The organism is Lelliottia sp. GFLA7, from assembly GCF_056490165.1.
In genome coordinates, this window is record NZ_JBWLAQ010000001.1 from 566,484 (window position 1) to 584,728 (window position 18,245).

The 18,245-nt window shown below is 52.0% G+C and carries 12 protein-coding genes; 3 read left to right on the plus strand and 9 right to left on the minus strand.

The window, feature by feature from the left end:
• Positions 1-20: 20 nt before the first annotated feature.
• Positions 21-2,303: a formate C-acetyltransferase gene (gene pflB, locus AC07RN_RS02825; RefSeq protein WP_012016820.1), complete on the plus strand. Its 2,283-nt coding sequence runs from the start codon at positions 21-23 to the stop codon at positions 2,301-2,303.
• A 203-nt stretch (positions 2,304-2,506) separates the two neighbouring features.
• On the plus strand, positions 2,507-3,247 hold the full coding sequence (gene pflA, locus AC07RN_RS02830; RefSeq protein ID WP_012016819.1) for a pyruvate formate lyase 1-activating protein: 741 nt from the start codon (positions 2,507-2,509) through the stop codon (positions 3,245-3,247).
• A gap of 36 nt (positions 3,248-3,283) precedes the next feature.
• Here pflA and AC07RN_RS02835 read toward each other — a convergent pair whose 3' ends face one another.
• The 9 genes from AC07RN_RS02835 to lrp all read right to left on the minus strand — a co-directional run bounded on the left by AC07RN_RS02835 (position 3,284) and on the right by lrp (position 16,681).
• Positions 3,284-4,432: an MFS transporter gene (locus AC07RN_RS02835; RefSeq protein ID WP_012016818.1), complete on the minus strand. Its 1,149-nt coding sequence runs from the start codon at positions 4,430-4,432 to the stop codon at positions 3,284-3,286.
• A gap of 275 nt (positions 4,433-4,707) precedes the next feature.
• Positions 4,708-5,571: a dimethyl sulfoxide reductase anchor subunit family protein gene (locus AC07RN_RS02840; protein WP_478335518.1), complete on the minus strand. Its 864-nt coding sequence runs from the start codon at positions 5,569-5,571 to the stop codon at positions 4,708-4,710.
• A 1-nt stretch (position 5,572) separates the two neighbouring features.
• Entirely contained in the window at positions 5,573-6,190 is a 618-nt protein-coding gene (locus AC07RN_RS02845) for a DMSO/selenate family reductase complex B subunit (protein WP_478335519.1), read from the minus strand.
• A 10-nt stretch (positions 6,191-6,200) separates the two neighbouring features.
• On the minus strand, positions 6,201-8,645 hold the full coding sequence (gene dmsA, locus AC07RN_RS02850; RefSeq protein ID WP_478335520.1) for a dimethylsulfoxide reductase subunit A: 2,445 nt from the start codon (positions 8,643-8,645) through the stop codon (positions 6,201-6,203).
• A 204-nt stretch (positions 8,646-8,849) separates the two neighbouring features.
• Positions 8,850-10,142 (minus strand): serine--tRNA ligase, encoded by a 1,293-nt coding sequence (gene serS, locus AC07RN_RS02855; RefSeq protein ID WP_478335521.1) that lies wholly within the window; start codon positions 10,140-10,142, stop codon positions 8,850-8,852.
• A 92-nt stretch (positions 10,143-10,234) separates the two neighbouring features.
• The gene (locus tag AC07RN_RS02860; RefSeq protein ID WP_478335522.1) at positions 10,235-11,578 is read right to left on the minus strand and encodes a replication-associated recombination protein A; all 1,344 of its coding nucleotides are present in this window, start codon (positions 11,576-11,578) and stop codon (positions 10,235-10,237) included.
• 9 nt (positions 11,579-11,587) lie between these two features.
• The gene (gene lolA / locus AC07RN_RS02865) at positions 11,588-12,202 is read right to left on the minus strand and encodes an outer membrane lipoprotein periplasmic chaperone LolA (protein ID WP_012016812.1); all 615 of its coding nucleotides are present in this window, start codon (positions 12,200-12,202) and stop codon (positions 11,588-11,590) included.
• Positions 12,203-12,329: 127 nt separating this feature from the next.
• Entirely contained in the window at positions 12,330-16,052 is a 3,723-nt protein-coding gene (locus tag AC07RN_RS02870) for a DNA translocase FtsK (RefSeq protein ID WP_478335523.1), read from the minus strand.
• A 134-nt stretch (positions 16,053-16,186) separates the two neighbouring features.
• The gene (gene lrp / locus AC07RN_RS02875; protein ID WP_000228473.1) at positions 16,187-16,681 is read right to left on the minus strand and encodes a leucine-responsive transcriptional regulator Lrp; all 495 of its coding nucleotides are present in this window, start codon (positions 16,679-16,681) and stop codon (positions 16,187-16,189) included.
• Between the two features lie 549 nt (positions 16,682-17,230).
• Here lrp and trxB point away from each other — a divergent pair.
• Positions 17,231-18,199, plus strand: a complete 969-nt coding sequence (trxB, locus tag AC07RN_RS02880; protein WP_478335524.1) for a thioredoxin-disulfide reductase — start codon at positions 17,231-17,233, stop codon at positions 18,197-18,199.
• Positions 18,200-18,245: the final 46 nt, after the last annotated feature.

Below are 18,245 nucleotides of genomic sequence, written 5' to 3' on the forward strand. Positions count from 1 at the left end.
CTTAAGAAGGTAGGTATCACATGTCCGAACTTAATGAAAAGTTAGCCACAGCCTGGGAAGGTTTCGCGAAAGGTGACTGGCAGAAAGAAGTCAACGTGCGTGACTTTATTCAGAAAAACTATACCCCGTATGAAGGTGACGAATCCTTCCTGGCTGGTGCAACTGACGCAACCACCAAGCTTTGGGACAACGTAATGGAAGGCGTTAAACTGGAAAACCGCACTCACGCGCCAGTTGATTTCGATACTTCCGTTGCCTCTACCATCACTTCTCACGATGCTGGCTATATCAATAAAGCCCTTGAGAAAATCGTTGGTCTGCAGACTGAAGCCCCACTGAAACGTGCAATTATTCCGTTCGGTGGCATCAAAATGGTTGAGAGTTCATGCAAAGCGTACGATCGCGAGCTGGACCCAATGCTGAAAAAAATCTTCAGCGAATACCGCAAGACTCACAACCAGGGCGTGTTTGATGTTTACACTAAAGACATCCTGAACTGCCGTAAATCTGGCGTTCTGACTGGTCTGCCAGATGCTTATGGCCGTGGTCGTATCATCGGTGACTACCGTCGCGTTGCGCTGTACGGCATCGACTTCCTGATGAAAGACAAATACGCTCAATTCTTGTCTCTGCAATCCGATCTGGAAAACGGCGTAAACCTGGAAGCAACTATCCGTCTGCGCGAAGAGATCTCTGAACAGTACCGCGCACTGGGCCAGATCAAAGAGATGGCAGCGAAATACGGCTGTGATATCTCTGGTCCTGCGACCAATGCTCAGGAAGCAATTCAGTGGACTTACTTCGGCTACCTGGCTGCTGTTAAGTCTCAGAACGGCGCAGCAATGTCCTTTGGTCGCGTATCCACCTTCCTGGATGCTTACATCGAACGTGATATCAAAGCTGGCAAAATCAACGAACAAGACGCTCAGGAAATGATTGACCACCTGGTCATGAAACTGCGTATGGTTCGCTTCCTGCGTACGCCTGAATATGATGAACTGTTCTCCGGTGACCCAATCTGGGCAACTGAATCCATCGCTGGTATGGGTGTTGATGGCCGTACTCTGGTCACCAAAAACAGCTTCCGTTTCCTGAACACCCTGTACACCATGGGCCCGTCTCCGGAACCAAACATCACTGTTCTGTGGTCTGAAAAACTGCCTCTGAACTTCAAGAAATTCGCGGCTAAAGTGTCCATCGATACCTCTTCTCTGCAGTATGAGAACGATGATCTGATGCGTCCTGACTTCAACAACGATGACTACGCTATCGCGTGTTGTGTAAGCCCGATGATTGTTGGTAAGCAAATGCAGTTCTTCGGTGCTCGCGCTAACCTCGCGAAAACCATGCTGTACGCTATCAACGGCGGCGTTGATGAAAAACTGAAAATCCAGGTTGGTCCTAAATCTGAACCAATCAAAGGTGACGTTCTGAACTTCGACGAAGTCATGGAACGTATGGATCACTTCATGGATTGGCTGGCTAAGCAGTATGTCACTGCCCTGAACATCATCCATTACATGCATGACAAATACAGCTACGAAGCCTCTCTGATGGCACTGCACGACCGTGACGTGGTTCGCACCATGGCATGTGGTATCGCAGGTCTGTCTGTTGCAGCTGACTCCCTGTCTGCTATCAAATATGCGAAAGTTAAACCAATTCGTGACGAAGACGGTCTGGCTGTCGACTTCGCTATCGAAGGCGAATACCCGCAGTTTGGTAACAACGACTCGCGTGTTGATGACATGGCGGTTGACCTGGTTGAACGTTTCATGAAGAAAATTCAGAAACTGACTACCTACCGTAACGCTATCCCGACTCAGTCTGTTCTGACCATCACCTCTAACGTTGTGTACGGTAAGAAAACCGGTAATACCCCAGACGGTCGTCGCGCTGGTGCGCCATTCGGCCCAGGTGCTAACCCAATGCACGGTCGTGACCAGAAAGGTGCTGTTGCCTCTCTGACTTCCGTTGCTAAACTGCCGTTTGCCTACGCGAAAGATGGTATCTCTTATACCTTCTCTATCGTTCCAAATGCGCTGGGTAAAGACGACGAAGTGCGTAAAACCAACCTGGCTGGCCTGATGGATGGTTACTTCCATCACGAATCATCCATCGAAGGTGGTCAACACCTGAACGTGAACGTGATGAACCGTGAAATGCTGCTTGATGCGATGGAAAACCCGGAGAAATATCCGCAGCTGACCATCCGTGTATCTGGCTACGCGGTACGTTTTAACTCCCTGACTAAAGAACAGCAGCAGGACGTTATCACTCGTACCTTCACTCAATCCATCTAACTGGAATTGACTGAAATCACGCCGTAAAAAGCGTACAATAAAGGCTCCACATCCGTGGGGCCTTTTTAACACCCTCTCCACGTTAGTCTCTTTTGCCCGGTATCTATACTGAATGGATAACAGCCAAAACAGACTCGACATAGCCAACTGAGCTATGCATATAAACAGGCCCCGGACGGGCCGAATCTGGAGATATCACCGCAATGTCAATTATTGGTCGTATTCACTCCTTTGAATCCTGTGGCACTGTCGATGGCCCAGGCATCCGCTTTATTACCTTCTTCCAGGGTTGTCTGATGCGTTGCCTGTATTGCCATAACCGCGATACATGGGACACGCACGGCGGCAAGGAAATCACCGTTGAAGAGTTAATGAAAGAGGTGGTGACCTATCGCCACTTTATGAATGCCTCTGGCGGTGGCGTCACCGCATCCGGTGGAGAAGCCATTCTCCAGGCAGAATTCGTCCGTGACTGGTTCCGCGCCTGTCGAAAAGAGGGTATTCATACCTGTCTGGATACCAATGGCTTTGTGCGTCGCTACGATCCGGTCATTGATGAGTTACTCGAAGTGACCGACCTGGTCATGCTCGATCTGAAGCAAATGAACGACGAAATCCACCAGAATCTGGTCGGCGTCTCAAATCACCGTACGCTGGAATTTGCCAAATACATTGCAGGCAAAGGAATCAAAACCTGGATTCGTTATGTCGTCGTGCCGGGCTGGTCAGATGATGATGATTCTGCTCATCGCCTGGGTGAATTCACCCGCGATATGGGTAACGTCGAGAAAATCGAACTGCTGCCGTACCATGAGCTGGGCAAGCACAAATGGGTGGCGATGGGCGAAGAATACAAGCTTGATGGCGTTAAGCCGCCGAAGAAAGAGACCATGGAGCGGGTGAAAGGTATTCTTGAGCAATACGGTCACAAGGTAATGTATTAATAAAAAAGCCCGGGCAATCGCACCGGGCTTTTTTTATCATGCATGCGCGACAGGCGTTGGATGCTCACCGGCTTTGCGCAGCAGCATCAGAAGATAAATAAACGCCACGCTGGCAATCATGATAAACAGCAAATTATCGGAATAATTCTGCATCAACATAGCGGTGAACGTAGGTCCCAGCAGACTGCCAATGGTGTAACTCAGCAGTAACGCCTGATTCATCGCCACCAACTGATGGTTCTCCACCTTTTCACACGCCCAGGCCATGGCAACAGGATAGAGCGTAAAGCCCGCCGCACCGAGAATAAACAAGGCAGGTGCCATTGCTGCATTTCCCAGCATCGCAAGACAACCCAAAATCACCACGAATACTTGAACACGCAGCACCAGCAAGCGACCGTAGCGATCCGCCAGTTTACCAATTGGCCATTGACCGACGATACCCGCACTCACCATTACCGCCATCCAGAATCCAATTCCGGAGTCGCTCACGCCCTGATGATTCAGATACAGCGGCATCAGGCCATACAGCGAACCCAGCACGATACCGGAGATAATGCAGCCATTGACACCAAGACGTGCATGGCGAAGCCTCAGCATTGGCCAGACCTGCGTGGCCTCGTGGTGTTCGCTGCCTTGATTCACAATACGGGTAAATAACAACGGCAGAATAGCGGCCAGCACCATGCCAGTGACCCATGGCAAAACGCTCATCAAATCGGTTGGCAGTTTGCTGATCATTAGCTGGCCCAGCACGGTACCGACGTAATAGACCATCATATACGCTGCCAGCAGACGCCCACGGTTCCGCGATGTACCGCTGCACATCAACGCACTTTCCACGACCACCCAGATCATTGCGCAGCCCACGCCCGCAATAAACCGCCATGTCATCCAGCTCCAGAACCCGACCATCAGGCCCAACCCCACGCATCCGGCAGCAAAAATCAGTGAGGCCAGGTAATAGCTACGATTAAAGCCAAAGCGCTTAATTAATTTACCCGTCAGCAATGTACCGAGCAGGTTGCCGGTAAAATAGGACGAACTCACCATGCCCACTTGCCATGTCGGTAAGTTTTCATGGGCGAGCCAAAGCGGGACGAGCGTATTTAAAACCGCAATCGCCAGGGTCAACAAAAGCAGGCCGCAGAGCAACAGCAGCACTGGCCGGGAATAGGTGGACATGGATTAAAAACCGTGAGGAAGTAAAGATTTCGAGCGCATCATGCCACCAGTAAAAACAAAGTCAATCCATAGGCTTAGCGGCCTCGCACGATTTGTTCTCTGTCGATTTAAAAAATTCATCCTCCTTAAGCGCCTAACGGCATACGCATTAATTATCTAACTGTTTTCATTCATCTAAGCGGTAAATAAGCCACGAGGCTCAGTTGAAAACTTTCATGATAGAAAATAAAAAAGCCGGAGCAATTCGCCCCGGCTCGATATAACCGAAAAATACGTTAGTTCGCGATGGCCACGCCCACAGTCATATGCAGACCGTAGAACACGCCACGACCGATCAACTCTCCGGCCAGCACTAATACAAATGCGAAGGACAGCAAAGGTAACGCGGGCTGATGTCCCTTGATCTGCGGAAGTACCCAGCAGGTCAGCGCAGCGGCCAGTAACACAATGCGCCACGCCATCAGCGAGCCATAATCCGGCACTAGCGAGGAGGCCTGCTGGATAGAGCTGTGGATTGCGGCCAGCTCTGCACCTTGCATCAACGCAACGACCGCGCTGGCGACCAACACTAACAATGATACCGCCGGCAACAGGCGCATCGCCCAGCCATCAATTCCGGCCACACGCAGAAGCAAGAAGCCCAATAGTGGCCCACCCATCAGCATCGTCAGGAAGAAACTGAGCGGCGTCCAGATGCTGTACCAGGTAGGTACGGTGTCGATAGTGTTATAAACGCGCACCATCATCCATACAAACACCACGCCCAGCACCATAGTGACAATCAGCCACAGGCTGCGTAAACCAGAAGGCAGTTTTTTTAGCGCCGCCAGCAACCAGCCCAGGCCACCCACCGCAAAGAAGATCGCGCCGCTGGCAATTTCGTTACTGAGTGATGATGCGCCGATGCGGTTTAGCGAGTTAAACGCACGCATCGGGGATCCAAGGTGAAGCGTTGAGGCAATAAAACCAATCCCCATCAGCACCCACAGGCCAAACATACTCATGACCAGGCGCTGCTGCTGGTCAGCCCGTAAATCACCTTTGAGTAAGGCTACCGCGAGGACGATAAACCCGCCTGCGACGCATTGGCCAAAGACGGTGAAAATCATCAGCGGCCACTCATGCCATCCACTTCCCATTTTACACCTCCTTCGGATTAGCCAGATAGCCGGTGGTATCACCTGTCGGACGGCTATTGGCATTCGGTTTAATGACGATACTCGGCTTGGTAAAACGTGCTCCCGGCAGTGGAGCAACCGCTGCAAGCTGACCGTGCTTCTGACGCAACTCTTCAATTGGGCCAAAGTCCAGTGCGCGCAGGGGGCAAGAATCCACGCAGATTGGCTTTTTACCGCCTGCAACTCGGGAATGACAGCCATCGCATTTCGTCATGTGGCCTTTTGCAGCGTTGTACTGCGGGGCACCGTACGGGCACGCCATGTGGCAGTAACGACAGCCGATGCAGACATCTTCATCTACGACGACAAAACCGTCATCACGCTTGTGCATCGCGCCACTCGGGCACACTTTGGTACACGCAGGATCTTCGCAGTGGTTACAGGCAATCGACAGATAGTAGGCAAACACGTTCTGATTCCAGACGCCGTTGTCCTCCTGCCAGTCTCCACCCGCGTATTCGTAAATACGTCGGAAGCTAACATCCGGGGTTAAGTCTTTGTAATCTTTACAAGCCAGTTCGCAGGTTTTACAACCGGTGCACCGACTAGAATCAATAAAAAATCCATATTGGGTGGTCATCGGTTACTCCTTACACCTTTTCAACCTGAACGAGGTTCGTGTGGGACGGATTGCCTTTCGCCAGTGGCGACGGGCGCTGCGTAGTCAGCACGTTAATGCTACCTTCCTGGTCGATACGATTTGCATCAGGGCTATACCAGGCCCCTTCCCCAAGCGCGACCACGCCAGGCATCATGCGCGGCGTTACTTTCGCTTCAATATGGACCTCTCCGCGATCGTTAAAAATTCGGATACGATCGCCGTTTGCGATGCCGCGCTTGCGGGCATCCAGCGGGTTAATCCACATCTCCTGGCGACAGGATGCTTTCAGCACGTCCACATTGCCGTAGGTAGAGTGAACGCGCGCTTTATAATGGAACCCGGTCAGCTGTAGCGGATATTTTGCCGTGAGAGGGTCGTTATAGTTTTCGAAACCCGGGGTGTAGATCGGGAGTGGATCGATGACATCGCCTTCCGGCAATTCCCAACTGGACGCGATTTTCGCCAGCGCTTCGGAATAAATTTCGATTTTTCCCGATGGTGTCGTCAGTGGATTCGCCTGGGGATCCTGACGGAATTCCTTGTAGGCCACATGATGCCCTTCGGGATCGCGCTGCTTAAACATGCCTTGCTTGCGGAATGTGTCGAAATCCGGCAGTTCAGGAACCGCTTTGCGAGACTGCTCGTGCAGATAACGCATCCAACCTTCCTGCGTGCGACCTTCTGTGAACTGCTGCTCAACACCCAGACGTTTCGCCAGCTCAGTGGTCATGTCGTAGATGGTTTTACACTCAAAGCGTGGTTTGATGACCTGGTCGGTGAAAATGACGTAGGACATGTTGCCGCATGAAGCATCAAGGGCAAAATCCATCTGCTCAGAGGCGGTGCAGTCCGGCAATAGAATATCGGCATATTTGGCCGAGGAGGTCATGTGACAGTCGATCACCACAATCATCTCGCACTTCTTATCATCCTGAAGAATGTCATGCGTGCGGTTGATGTCGGAGTGCTGGTTGATAATGCAGTTGCCTGCATAGTTCCAGATCATTTTGATAGGCACATCGAGTTTATCTTTACCGCGCACACCGTCACGCAGCGCCGTCATCTCCGGGCCACGCTCAATCGCGTCGGTCCACATAAACATCGAAATACTGGTCTGCACTGGATTTTCCAGCGTCGGCATGCGCTCAAATGGCACTTCATAGGAGCCTTCGCGCGCACCACTATTCCCCCCATGGATGCCAACGTTACCGGTCAGAATCGAGAGCATTGAAATCGCGCGAGTCGCAATTTCACCATTAGCATGGCGCTGAGGTCCCCAACCCTGGCTGATGTAGGCAGGTTTAGCCGAGCCGATTTCGCGAGCCAACTGTACGATACGCTCGACAGGAATCCCCGTAATCGTAGATGCCCACTGCGGGGTCTTCGCTACGCCATCAGTGCCCTGTCCAAGAATGTAAGCCTTATAATGCCCGTTTGCAGGCGCACTGGCTGGCAAGGTTTTCTCGTCGTATCCAACGCAGTATTTATCCAGGAATTGCTGATCAACAAGGTTCTCAGTGATCATGACCCACGCCAGCGCGTTAACCAGCGCAGCATCCGTACCCGGGCGGATCGGGATCCACTCGTCTTCACGGCCAGCGCCTGTATCGGTGTAGCGCGGATCAATGATGATCATTCGGGCATTCGATTTCGCACGGGCCTGTTCCAGATAGTAGGTCACCCCACCGCCACTCATGCGCGTTTCGCCAGGGTTATTACCAAACAAGACCACCAGCTTACTGTTTTCGATATCTGACGGGCTGTTGCCATCGGCCCAACCGCCGTAGGTGTAATTCAGCCCCGCCGCGATCTGCGCAGAAGAGTAGTCACCGTAATGGTTAAGATATCCGCCGCAACAGTTCATCAGACGTGCAATCAGCGTTTTGCCTGGCGGCCAGGAGCGGGTCATTGTCCCGCCAAGCGTGCCGGTTCCGTAGTTCAGGTAGATAGACTCGTTGCCATGCTCTTTAATCAGGCGTTGCATGTTGTCGGCAATCGTATCAAAGGCTTCCTCCCAACTGATACGCTCAAACTTGCCTTCGCCGCGTTTACCCACACGTTTCATCGGGTATTTCAGACGATCCGGATTGTAAACGCGACGGCGCATGGAACGGCCACGTAAACAGGCGCGAACCTGATGTAACCCTTCGTAGTTATCATCACCCGTGTTGTCCGTCTCAACGTATTTGATTTCGCCATCGACAACATGCATCCGCAGCGGGCAACGGCTGCCGCAGTTAACGGTACAGGCGCTCCACACCACTTTTTCAGCCACAGTCTTCGGCGCAATAACGTCAGCCGCCGATGCGATACGTGAGAAGGGTAAGGTGAACGCACTGCTGGCAACGGCCAGGCCGCCAATCGCGGTCGTTTTGACTAATCCGCGACGGCTCACCTCGGCAGCCAGTAAAGCATCAGGCGCTTTGATTTTCATAGATACTCACTTTGGTTGCTCACAAAAAAGATGCGGCATATACCGCTATATAGTTTTTTATATAGAGAAACAGTTATTCAGACACATAACGTGCTGGGTTTCATTCAAAGGAGTATTACTACTTTAGGAGGAGCAGACATTGCCTGGAGTCAAAGCAGAGGCATAAAAAAAGCGCCCTCAGGCGCTTTTTATTTTTAAAACAGATTAACCGATGTATTGCTGGCCTTTCATGTAAGGACGCAACACTTCAGGAATTTCGATACGGCCATCTGCCTGCTGGTAGTTTTCCAGCACCGCAACCAACGCGCGGCCAACAGCCAAACCAGAACCATTTAGCGTGTGAACCAAACGGGTCTTCTTGTCAGCCTTGGTGCGGCAACGCGCTTGCATACGACGCGCCTGGAAATCGCCCACGTTCGAGCAAGAAGAGATTTCGCGGTAGGTGTTCTGCGCAGGAACCCAAACTTCCAGGTCGAACGTTTTGGTTGCGCCAAAGCCCATGTCGCCTGTGCAAAGCGCCATACGACGATACGGTAAGCCTAACAGCTCCAGAACCTTCTCAGCATGGGCGGTCATTTCTTCCAGTGCATCCATCGACACTTCCGGGCGAACGATCTGTACCATCTCAACTTTGTCAAACTGGTGCATACGGATCAGACCGCGTGTGTCACGACCGTAAGATCCCGCTTCGGAACGGAAGCATGGAGAATGTGCGGTCAGTTTGATAGGCAGATCGTCTTCGTCGATAATTTCATCACGCACGAGGTTAGTCAGCGGCACTTCAGCCGTTGGGATCAGTGCGTAGTTGCTGCTCTCGGCTTCTTCGTCAAGCGGACGCGTATGGAACAGATCACCGGCAAACTTAGGCAACTGGCCAGTACCATACAGCGTATCGTGGTTTACCAGATACGGGACGTAGGTTTCGCTGTAGCCGTGTTGCTCGGTGTGAAGATCCAGCATGAATTGCGCCAATGCGCGATGCAGATGCGCAATTTGACCTTTCATCACGACAAAGCGAGCACCGGTCAATTTCACCGCGGCCGCAAAGTCCAGACCGGAGTGCATTTCGCCCAGCGTCACGTGATCGCGAACCTCAAAGTCGAATTCACGAGGAGTGCCCCAGCGTTTTACTTCAACGTTGTCGTTTTCGTCTTTACCGACAGGAACGCTATCATCAGGTGTGTTCGGGATCGCCAGTGCAATATCACGAATTTCAGCCAGGAGAAGTTCCAGCTCAGCTTTCGCCTGATCCAGTTCTTCGCCCAGTTTGTTCACTTCCAGACGCAATGGCTCAATATCTTCCCCGCGTGCTTTCGCCTGGCCAATGGATTTCGATCGAGAATTACGCTCAGCCTGCAGATTTTCAGTTTGTACCTGCAGAACTTTACGACGCTCTTCAAGAGCGCGCAGCTTATCTACATCCAGCTTAAAGCCCCGGCGTGCCAGTTTTTCAGCGACTGCGTCTGGCTCGTTACGCAAAAGATTGGGATCGAGCATGCTTATCCTGTGCTTATCGAATTAAATGAGGGAAATGTGACCACAGCCTGCGGCCACAGGGATACTATGCCAACATTACCGCAACGATCGCGCTAACGGTAGCGTTTTATAGGGCTATTTTGATCCTGTCCGGTAAGCCAGGCGAGCTTTTCGCCAATCTTGCCTTCAAGACCTCTGTTTGTCGGGCGATAATAGCGCGTTTGTGCCATCTCATGCGGGAAATATTCCTCGCCAGCGGCATAGGCATTTGGCTCATCATGCGCGTAGCGATATTCCTGCCCATACCCCATCTCTTTCATGAGTTTGGTCGGCGCATTGCGTAGATGAATCGGCACGTCATAATCCGGCCGCTCCCGCGCATCCGCCATCGCGGCTTTAAAGGCGGTATAGACGGCATTACTTTTTGGTGCACATGCCAGATAAACAATGGCTTGTGCAATGGCGCGCTCACCTTCTGAAGGACCCACTCGCGTAAAGCAATCCCAGGCTGAAATGGCGACCTGCATGGCTCGCGGATCCGCGTTACCGACATCCTCTGACGCTATCGCCAGACAGCGACGCGCAACATAGAGAGGGTCACCACCCGCTGTGATAATACGTGCATACCAGTACAATGCAGCATCTGGCGCGCTACCGCGAACAGACTTATGCAGGGCAGAAATCAAGTCGTAAAACCGATCGCCTTTATTATCAAAACGCGCGCTGCGTTCTCCAGCGATTTCCGTCAGCAACTCAGATTTCAGTACGCGTTTGCCCGCGTCACCCAACTCGGCCATATCAGCCATCATTTCCAGGGTATTCAATGCCCGGCGCGCATCGCCGTTCACTAACTCAGCAATTGCGCGACGCGTATCGTCCGGAAGAACAACGTCCTGCCCGCCATAGCCACGTGCTTTGTCTTCCATCGCCTGAGTGAGCACTTGTTCAATATCTTCCGTCGTTAACGACTTCAAAAGGTATACGCGAGCACGCGAGAGAAGTGCAGAGTTAAGTTCGAAGGAAGGATTTTCGGTGGTTGCACCGATAAAGAAGATAGTCCCGTCTTCAATATGCGGCAAAAAGGCATCCTGCTGACTCTTATTAAAACGATGAACTTCATCAACGAAAAGGATGGTGCGACGACCAGCGTTGCGGTTTTGCCGGGCACGTTCGATAGCCTCGCGGATCTCTTTCACACCGGAGGTAACGGCAGACAAACGTTCGACGTCAGCATCAGCATAGCGAGCAATCACTTCTGCCAGCGTGGTCTTGCCGGTGCCTGGCGGCCCCCATAAGATCATTGAGTGCAGATGCCCGGCTTCAATAGCGCGCGGCAACGGCTTCCCGGGAGCCAGCAGATGCTGCTGGCCGATATACTGCGCTAAATTTTCTGGCCGCATGCTAGCGGCCAGAGGTTGAAACGCATTCTCAGAAAAATCGAGCGAAAGATTGCCCACTCACGCCTCTTACTTATTGCGTTGATCATCCACCGTTACGCCCTGCGGCGGGGTAAAGGTGAATTTGGATGCATCAATAGCGCCATTTTGCTGGGATTTAAGCTGATAGCTACTACGCTGCTCATCTTGTTCCACAGCGCTAAACTGATTAATTGTCCCGTTGTTGCTCACATTAATTGTGAACTGCTTCAGGTTACCGTTGCTGGTCTTCGGCGTCAGAACAAAGTCATCACCGTTTTGTTTGATATTGTACTGCTGCCAGTCACTGGTCTGGTTACGCGCAATCAGCATAAACGGCGTATTGCTGGTCGCGTCTTTCAATAATGTCGCGGTAGCCTGTTCGACAAACGGATTGTAGAACCACAGGGTTTTACCATCGGAGACCAGAATGCTTTCATCCGGCTGCGTCATATGCCAGTTGAACAGATTGGGGCGCTTAACCCACAAATCGCCCTGACCTTCCTGCACTGCATTTCCGCTGCCATCAGTCACTTTCTGAGTGAAGCTAGCATGGAAGCTACTGACTTTATCCAGGCGGCTTTTAAGGTCACTTGCGGCATCGGCCCAGACGCTGCTGGCAACAAAGCTGGTCAATAATGCTCCGACGATTGCGATTTTTTTCATTATCAGTCCTTAAATTCGTCATCCCGAAATGGGGTTCTGTCATCCATTCTGAACCTGCCAACTGGCAGGTAACAGAAGAAAATGCTTAATTTTTACTGTTTTACCCATCTTTGCAAACGATGACATGTTACTCAAACGGCGGGGGAGCAAGTACTTCGCGGTTACCGTTGTGGCCGGGCTCGCTCACGATACCCTGTGCTTCCATCTGTTCAATGATACGCGCCGCACGGTTGTAACCAATACGGAACTGACGCTGCACGCCAGAAATGGACGCTTTACGTTTTTCCGTAATGAAGTTAACTGCCTGATCGAATAAAGGATCGAGCTCTTCAGCGCCATCATAGCCACCGCTGCCGCCCCCCTCACTTTCACTTTCCGAGGTGATACCGTCAACGTATTGCGGGCGACCGCGCGCTTTCCAGTCCTGCACGACGGCATGAACTTCCTGATCCCGAACAAACGCACCGTGCACACGCACCGGCGTTGTTGAGTTCGGACCGGAGTAGAGCATGTCACCCATGCCGAGCAGCGATTCCGCGCCGCCCTGATCAAGAATAGTTCGCGAGTCGATTTTGCTCGATACGGTAAAGGCGATACGCGTTGGAATGTTAGCTTTGATCAAACCGGTAATGACGTCGACAGAAGGACGCTGCGTCGCGAGAACAAGGTGGATACCCGCAGCACGCGCTTTCTGTGCCAGGCGAGCGATCAGCTCTTCCACTTTTTTACCAACCGTCATCATCAGGTCGGCGAATTCATCCACCAGCACAACGATATAAGGCAGTTTTTCCAGAACCGGATGCTCAGTAGCCATGCTGTCACCTGGCTTCCAGTAAGGATCGGGAATCGGACGACCCATGCGCGCCGCTTCTGCGATTTTATCGTTGTAACCTGCAAGATTACGCACGCCGAGCGCCGACATCAGTTTGTAGCGGCGTTCCATCTCATTGACGCTCCAGCGCAAGGCGTTGGCTGCGTCCTTCATGTCGGTAACCACTTCGGTCAGCAGATGCGGAATACCTTCATAAACAGAAAGCTCCAGCATTTTTGGGTCGATCATGATGAAACGTACGTCTTCCGGCTGGGCTTTATAAAGCATGCTCAGAATCATGGCGTTGACGCCGACAGACTTACCGGAACCTGTTGTACCCGCGACCAGCAGATGGGGCATTTTCGCCAGATCCGCAACCACAGGTTCACCCGCAATGTCTTTACCCAGCACGATAGTGAGCGGCGATGGATTATCACGGAATTTCGCGTTATCCAGAACCTCACGCAAATAGACGGTCTGACGTTTTTTGTTAGGCAGTTCCAGGCCGACATAGGGTTTGCCCGGAATCACTTCAACCACACGTACTGCGACAGTCGAGAGCGAACGTGCCAGATCCCGGGACAGGTTTGAAATTCGCGCAGCTTTAACGCCCGGCGCCAGGTTCAGTTCAAAACGCGTGATGACTGGGCCCGGAGAATAGTTCACCACATCCGCTTTAATGCGGAAATCCGCCAGACGCGTTTCAACCAGTCTCGCCATTTGCTCAAGTGCAAAGGTATCTACCGGCTCCACTTCAGAAGGCGGAGAGGTCAATAAATCCAGCGAAGGCAACGGCGTCGTTGGTCTTTGTACAGGACGGTTGTCACCATTACGCATCAGCAACGGGTGAATCAAACTTTCCTGCGCTTGTGCACGAGACGGCTGATGCTGCGCATATTGCGGCGGTGCAACGGCAGGCTGTTGCACCGCGACAGGTTGCTGAACATGTTGTGGCTGTGGCGGGGCGAACGACTGACGCGGTTGCTCCTGTTCTGGCATGACGCTCGGCGTAAATAACGGCGCACTCGGCGTATCATCAATCAAATCTTTTATCGGAGAGAATTCAAAATCTGACAATGAGAACGCATTCGCACCCGAAGGCTGATCGCCAGAATAACGTTGCTGCTGCGTCGCGGCGAACTGGCGCGCCAGTTCAGCTTCGGCTGCATCATCTTCACTGTCCTGGGCAGGATAATGCGACGCGTCATGTTGATGTTCTTCGCCATAACGCTGGTTCTGTTGCGCGGCAAACTGGCGAGCCAGCTCATCCTGATGCATTTCTTCAGCGTCGTCATAATCTTCTTCAGCCATTCTCTCTTCTGATGTTTGCTGAGAAGGAATTTTGATGCCAAAGGAGGCCGAAGCCAGTTCACGGCGGGTTGGCACACGCACACGGTTTGGTCGTGGTAACTGCGGTCCAATCCCCTCTTTCACCTGAGGGCGTGGTGCAGCGCCTGCCGCCAGATTAAATACTGGCGCAGCGACGCCTGCAGCGGTTGTCGCATGTGAAGTTGCCTGCTGAACACTCGCCGCAACAGGCGCAACGGTGGAGGCGGAACCCATACCAGAAGCAACGGAAGGGGAAAATGCAGGCGTGCTGGCTGGCTCTTTCGCAGGCTCAGGCACTGGCTGGTACCAGGCAGCGAGCTGCTCACGCTCACGTGCACGTCGCTCTTCCACTTCCTCAAAGTAATACATTGGTGGACGAGACGGTTTTGTCTCCTCCACTTCTGGCACAGGCTCAACATAATCCTGAATAGGCTCGACATATTCAGGCGCATGTTCCTGATACGGCTGAACTACAGGTTGTACAACAGGCTGTTCAAACTGCTGATATGCTTGCGGTTCATATAGCGAGTCAGGTTGATACGGCTGTTGCCAGTGCTCCTGATGCGGAGCAGGCGTGTAACTTTCTGGCTGAGGTGCAATAGACGGCTCCGGCGTGTGAACGCCAGGTGCGGTTTGCCAGTCAATAATAGGCTGCTGCAAATCGGTATCTGCCGTGAGTACAGGAGCAGAAGGCGTGACGGCTTCTACTGGCGCGGCGTAAACCTGCGCTGCCGTGGTTGCAATTGCAGCGGCGGCAACCGGTGTCGTCACCGATTGGCCATTTAATAAGGGATCATACTCATCATAATCGCCATGCATTGCCCGGCGACCAGAGAACAAAACATCATCCGGATCGGCGGCGACACCTGCGGCGCTGTACTCGACATGCTCTTCATCATCCATGCGTTTGCCGGAGAAAAGCGCTGCATCGGTTTTGCGGCCCAGAGGATTCGCGAATTTTTCAGCAACGCGTTTACGACGCTCCAGCGCACCTCGCATAATACGCGTGCGGCGAGACTCACGACGGTCTGCTGTTGACGATGCCTCTTCATCATCTTCGTATTCGTCTTCATCAACCCACGTATCGTCACGACGCGTACGATTGCTGGCGAAGGTCAAAATATTGAGGATAAAGTTACCCAGTTTTTCGGCAATGCTGACCCATGACCACCCTGTAAACAGCGTCAGGCCCGCAGCCCAGATGCACAGTAAGGTAATGGTGCCGCCGCTGCTGTGAAGCATAGGCTTGAGTGCAGTGCTTAAGAGACTGCCGATCACCCCACCGGAGGCAAAATACCAGATATCATCGGCATTGATCGCGGCCAAACCGCAGGACGTCAGGATCAATGCTAATGCACCAATAAGACGCAGTGATACCGCAAAATAGTCGATGTAATCTTCGTTCTGACGGTGACGCCAGGCGAACCAACACCCCCCGACGATAATCACAGGGATGGTGTAAGCCATGACGCCAAACACGAAGAACAGCGTATCTGCCAGCCACGCGCCAGGCACCCCACCCAGATTATGGATAGGTTCATGCCATGCAGTCTGCGACCAGCTAGGGTCGGAAGGGTTGAAACTGAGTAAGGCTGCCATCAACCAGACGGCAAAAAGGGCAACAAGAATCAGTAACGCCTCCAGGAGTCGGCGCCCGCTGCTTAACTTTGTTAAAGTGACTTCTTTGTCTTCAGTATATTCCTGGCTCAAAAAAGGCTCTCCAGGTATCAGGCATTTCCTGCCTGTTTGCTAAAACGGACAACAGCGCCGGGATACCCGGCACTGTTGCTGTATGGATTAACAGGAGTGTAATCAAATTACACTGATTTTGCACCTGTTCCGTATTAGCGTGTCTTAATTACCAGACGATTGCTCTGTTTGACTTCTTCCATTACCACGTAGGTACGGGTGTCGTTCACACCAGGCAGTCGCAGCAAGGTTTCACCTAACAGTTTACGATAGGCTGACATGTCAGGTACGCGGGTTTTCAACAAGTAGTCGAAATCGCCTGAAACCAAGTGACACTCTTGAATTTCTTCAAGTTTTTGTACAGCGGTATTAAATTGTTCAAACACATCTGGTGCGCCACGATTCAGAGTAATCTCAACAAAAACGAGAAGTGAGGCATCCAGATAATGCGGGTTTAACAGAGCCGTATAGCCCTGAATAAAACCCTGTCTTTCCAGTCGGCGCACACGCTCAAGGCACGGCGTCGGAGAAAGTCCCACACGTTTTGAAAGCTCGACGTTGGAAATACGCCCATCCTTTTGCAACTCATTAAGAATGTTACGATCGATGCGGTCGAGATCTTTGCCAGGGCGCTTTTTGCTATCTACCATTATTATTGTCTCTCTGTATTCCTTCCCTACTCCTGCCTGGACCCTTTGCACTTCACTGTTCAGAGTCTGTACCCGTTGCTTATCGCATCGCCTTTTATAATGTGTACGCGATGCAGATTCGGGTTCTACGGTAAGAAGACCGTTGCCCAGAGGCTGTCATGGATATCACTTAGGGTATCTGTCCACACCCTATGCAATTTTCGCTGACCCGGTAAAAATGGCGTATATGTGCATGTCTATGCGACACACCGTTAGCGCAGATTTTTTCTTCCTTCAATGTTTTCGCAAAAGCGCAGGGGATTGTCAAAGCAAAACATTGTTTTTTAGTACAACGTGCCAGTTATTCATTGCGCTCGGGTATTAATCCTCATTTTGTCGCCTTATAAACGACCGATTTGCATCAGAAAACGTTATATTGTTACGCTTTTAACGCCGCATCATCGCCGATGGCTATTGCACAAATCGTTTACAAAATTGCTGTGCTCTTTTTTTACGGCAACAAATTCCCTACAATCCGAGCAAATGTCTGCCAACACTAATGAGGATCTCATGGGCACGGCCAAACACAGTAAGCTGCTAATCCTTGGTTCTGGACCTGCGGGATATACCGCAGCGGTCTACGCTGCACGCGCTAACCTGCAACCGGTTCTGATCACCGGCATGGAAAAAGGCGGTCAGTTGACCACCACAACGGAAGTGGAAAACTGGCCAGGCGATCCGCATGACCTGACCGGGCCGCTGCTGATGGAGCGCATGCACGAGCACGCGACCAAGTTCGACACAGAAATTTTGTTCGATCACATCAACAAAGTTGATCTGCAAAACCGTCCTTTCCGTCTGACCGGTGACAACGGCGAGTACACCTGTGACGCGCTCATCATCGCGACAGGTGCGTCTGCTCGTTATCTGGGGTTGCCTTCGGAAGAAGCGTTTAAAGGCCGCGGTGTCTCTGCCTGCGCGACCTGTGATGGTTTCTTCTACCGCAATCAGAAAGTGGCGGTCATCGGTGGTGGTAACACAGCGGTTGAAGAAGCCCTGTACCTGGCGAATATCGCCTCTGAAGTGCATCTGATTCACCGTCGCGACACCTTTCGTGCCGAAAAAATCCTAATCAAACGTCTGATGGATAAAGTCGCCAGCGGCAATATCGTGCTGCATACCCACCGCACGTTGGAAGAAGTGACCGGCGATCAAATGGGTGTATCTGGCCTGCGCCTGCGCGATACGCAAAACAGCGATAATGTCGAATCTCTGGAAGTGGCTGGCCTGTTTGTCGCCATCGGCCACAGCCCAAATACCGGTATTTTTGACGGTCAACTGGAGCTGGAAAACGGCTACATCAAAGTGCAGTCGGGTATCCACGGCAATGCCACCCAAACCAGCATCCCTGGCGTCTTTGCTGCGGGAGATGTCATGGACCACATCTATCGTCAAGCGATCACCTCAGCGGGTACAGGCTGTATGGCTGCGCTGGATGCCGAACGCTATCTGGACGGACTGGCTGAACGGAGCAAATAATCTTTACAAGTCAGTAACAAACGTAAATAAAGGCGACGATAGGTCG

Excerpts from the sequence above, each read along its gene's own strand:
- pflA (WP_012016819.1), top strand. The coding sequence starts at position 2,507 with ATGTCAATTATTGGTCGTATTCACTCCTTTGAATCCTGTGGCACTGTC.
- trxB (WP_478335524.1), top strand. The coding sequence starts at position 17,231 with ATGGGCACGGCCAAACACAGTAAGCTGCTAATCCTTGGTTCTGGACCT.
- lrp (WP_000228473.1), bottom strand. The coding sequence starts at position 16,681 with ATGGTAGATAGCAAAAAGCGCCCTGGCAAAGATCTCGACCGCATCGAT.
- lolA (WP_012016812.1), bottom strand. The coding sequence starts at position 12,202 with ATGAAAAAAATCGCAATCGTCGGAGCATTATTGACCAGCTTTGTTGCC.
- AC07RN_RS02840 (WP_478335518.1), bottom strand. The coding sequence starts at position 5,571 with ATGGGAAGTGGATGGCATGAGTGGCCGCTGATGATTTTCACCGTCTTT.
- AC07RN_RS02845 (WP_478335519.1), bottom strand. The coding sequence starts at position 6,190 with ATGACCACCCAATATGGATTTTTTATTGATTCTAGTCGGTGCACCGGT.
- serS (WP_478335521.1), bottom strand. The coding sequence starts at position 10,142 with ATGCTCGATCCCAATCTTTTGCGTAACGAGCCAGACGCAGTCGCTGAA.
- dmsA (WP_478335520.1), bottom strand. The coding sequence starts at position 8,645 with ATGAAAATCAAAGCGCCTGATGCTTTACTGGCTGCCGAGGTGAGCCGT.
- pflB (WP_012016820.1), top strand. The coding sequence starts at position 21 with ATGTCCGAACTTAATGAAAAGTTAGCCACAGCCTGGGAAGGTTTCGCG.
- AC07RN_RS02835 (WP_012016818.1), bottom strand. The coding sequence starts at position 4,432 with ATGTCCACCTATTCCCGGCCAGTGCTGCTGTTGCTCTGCGGCCTGCTT.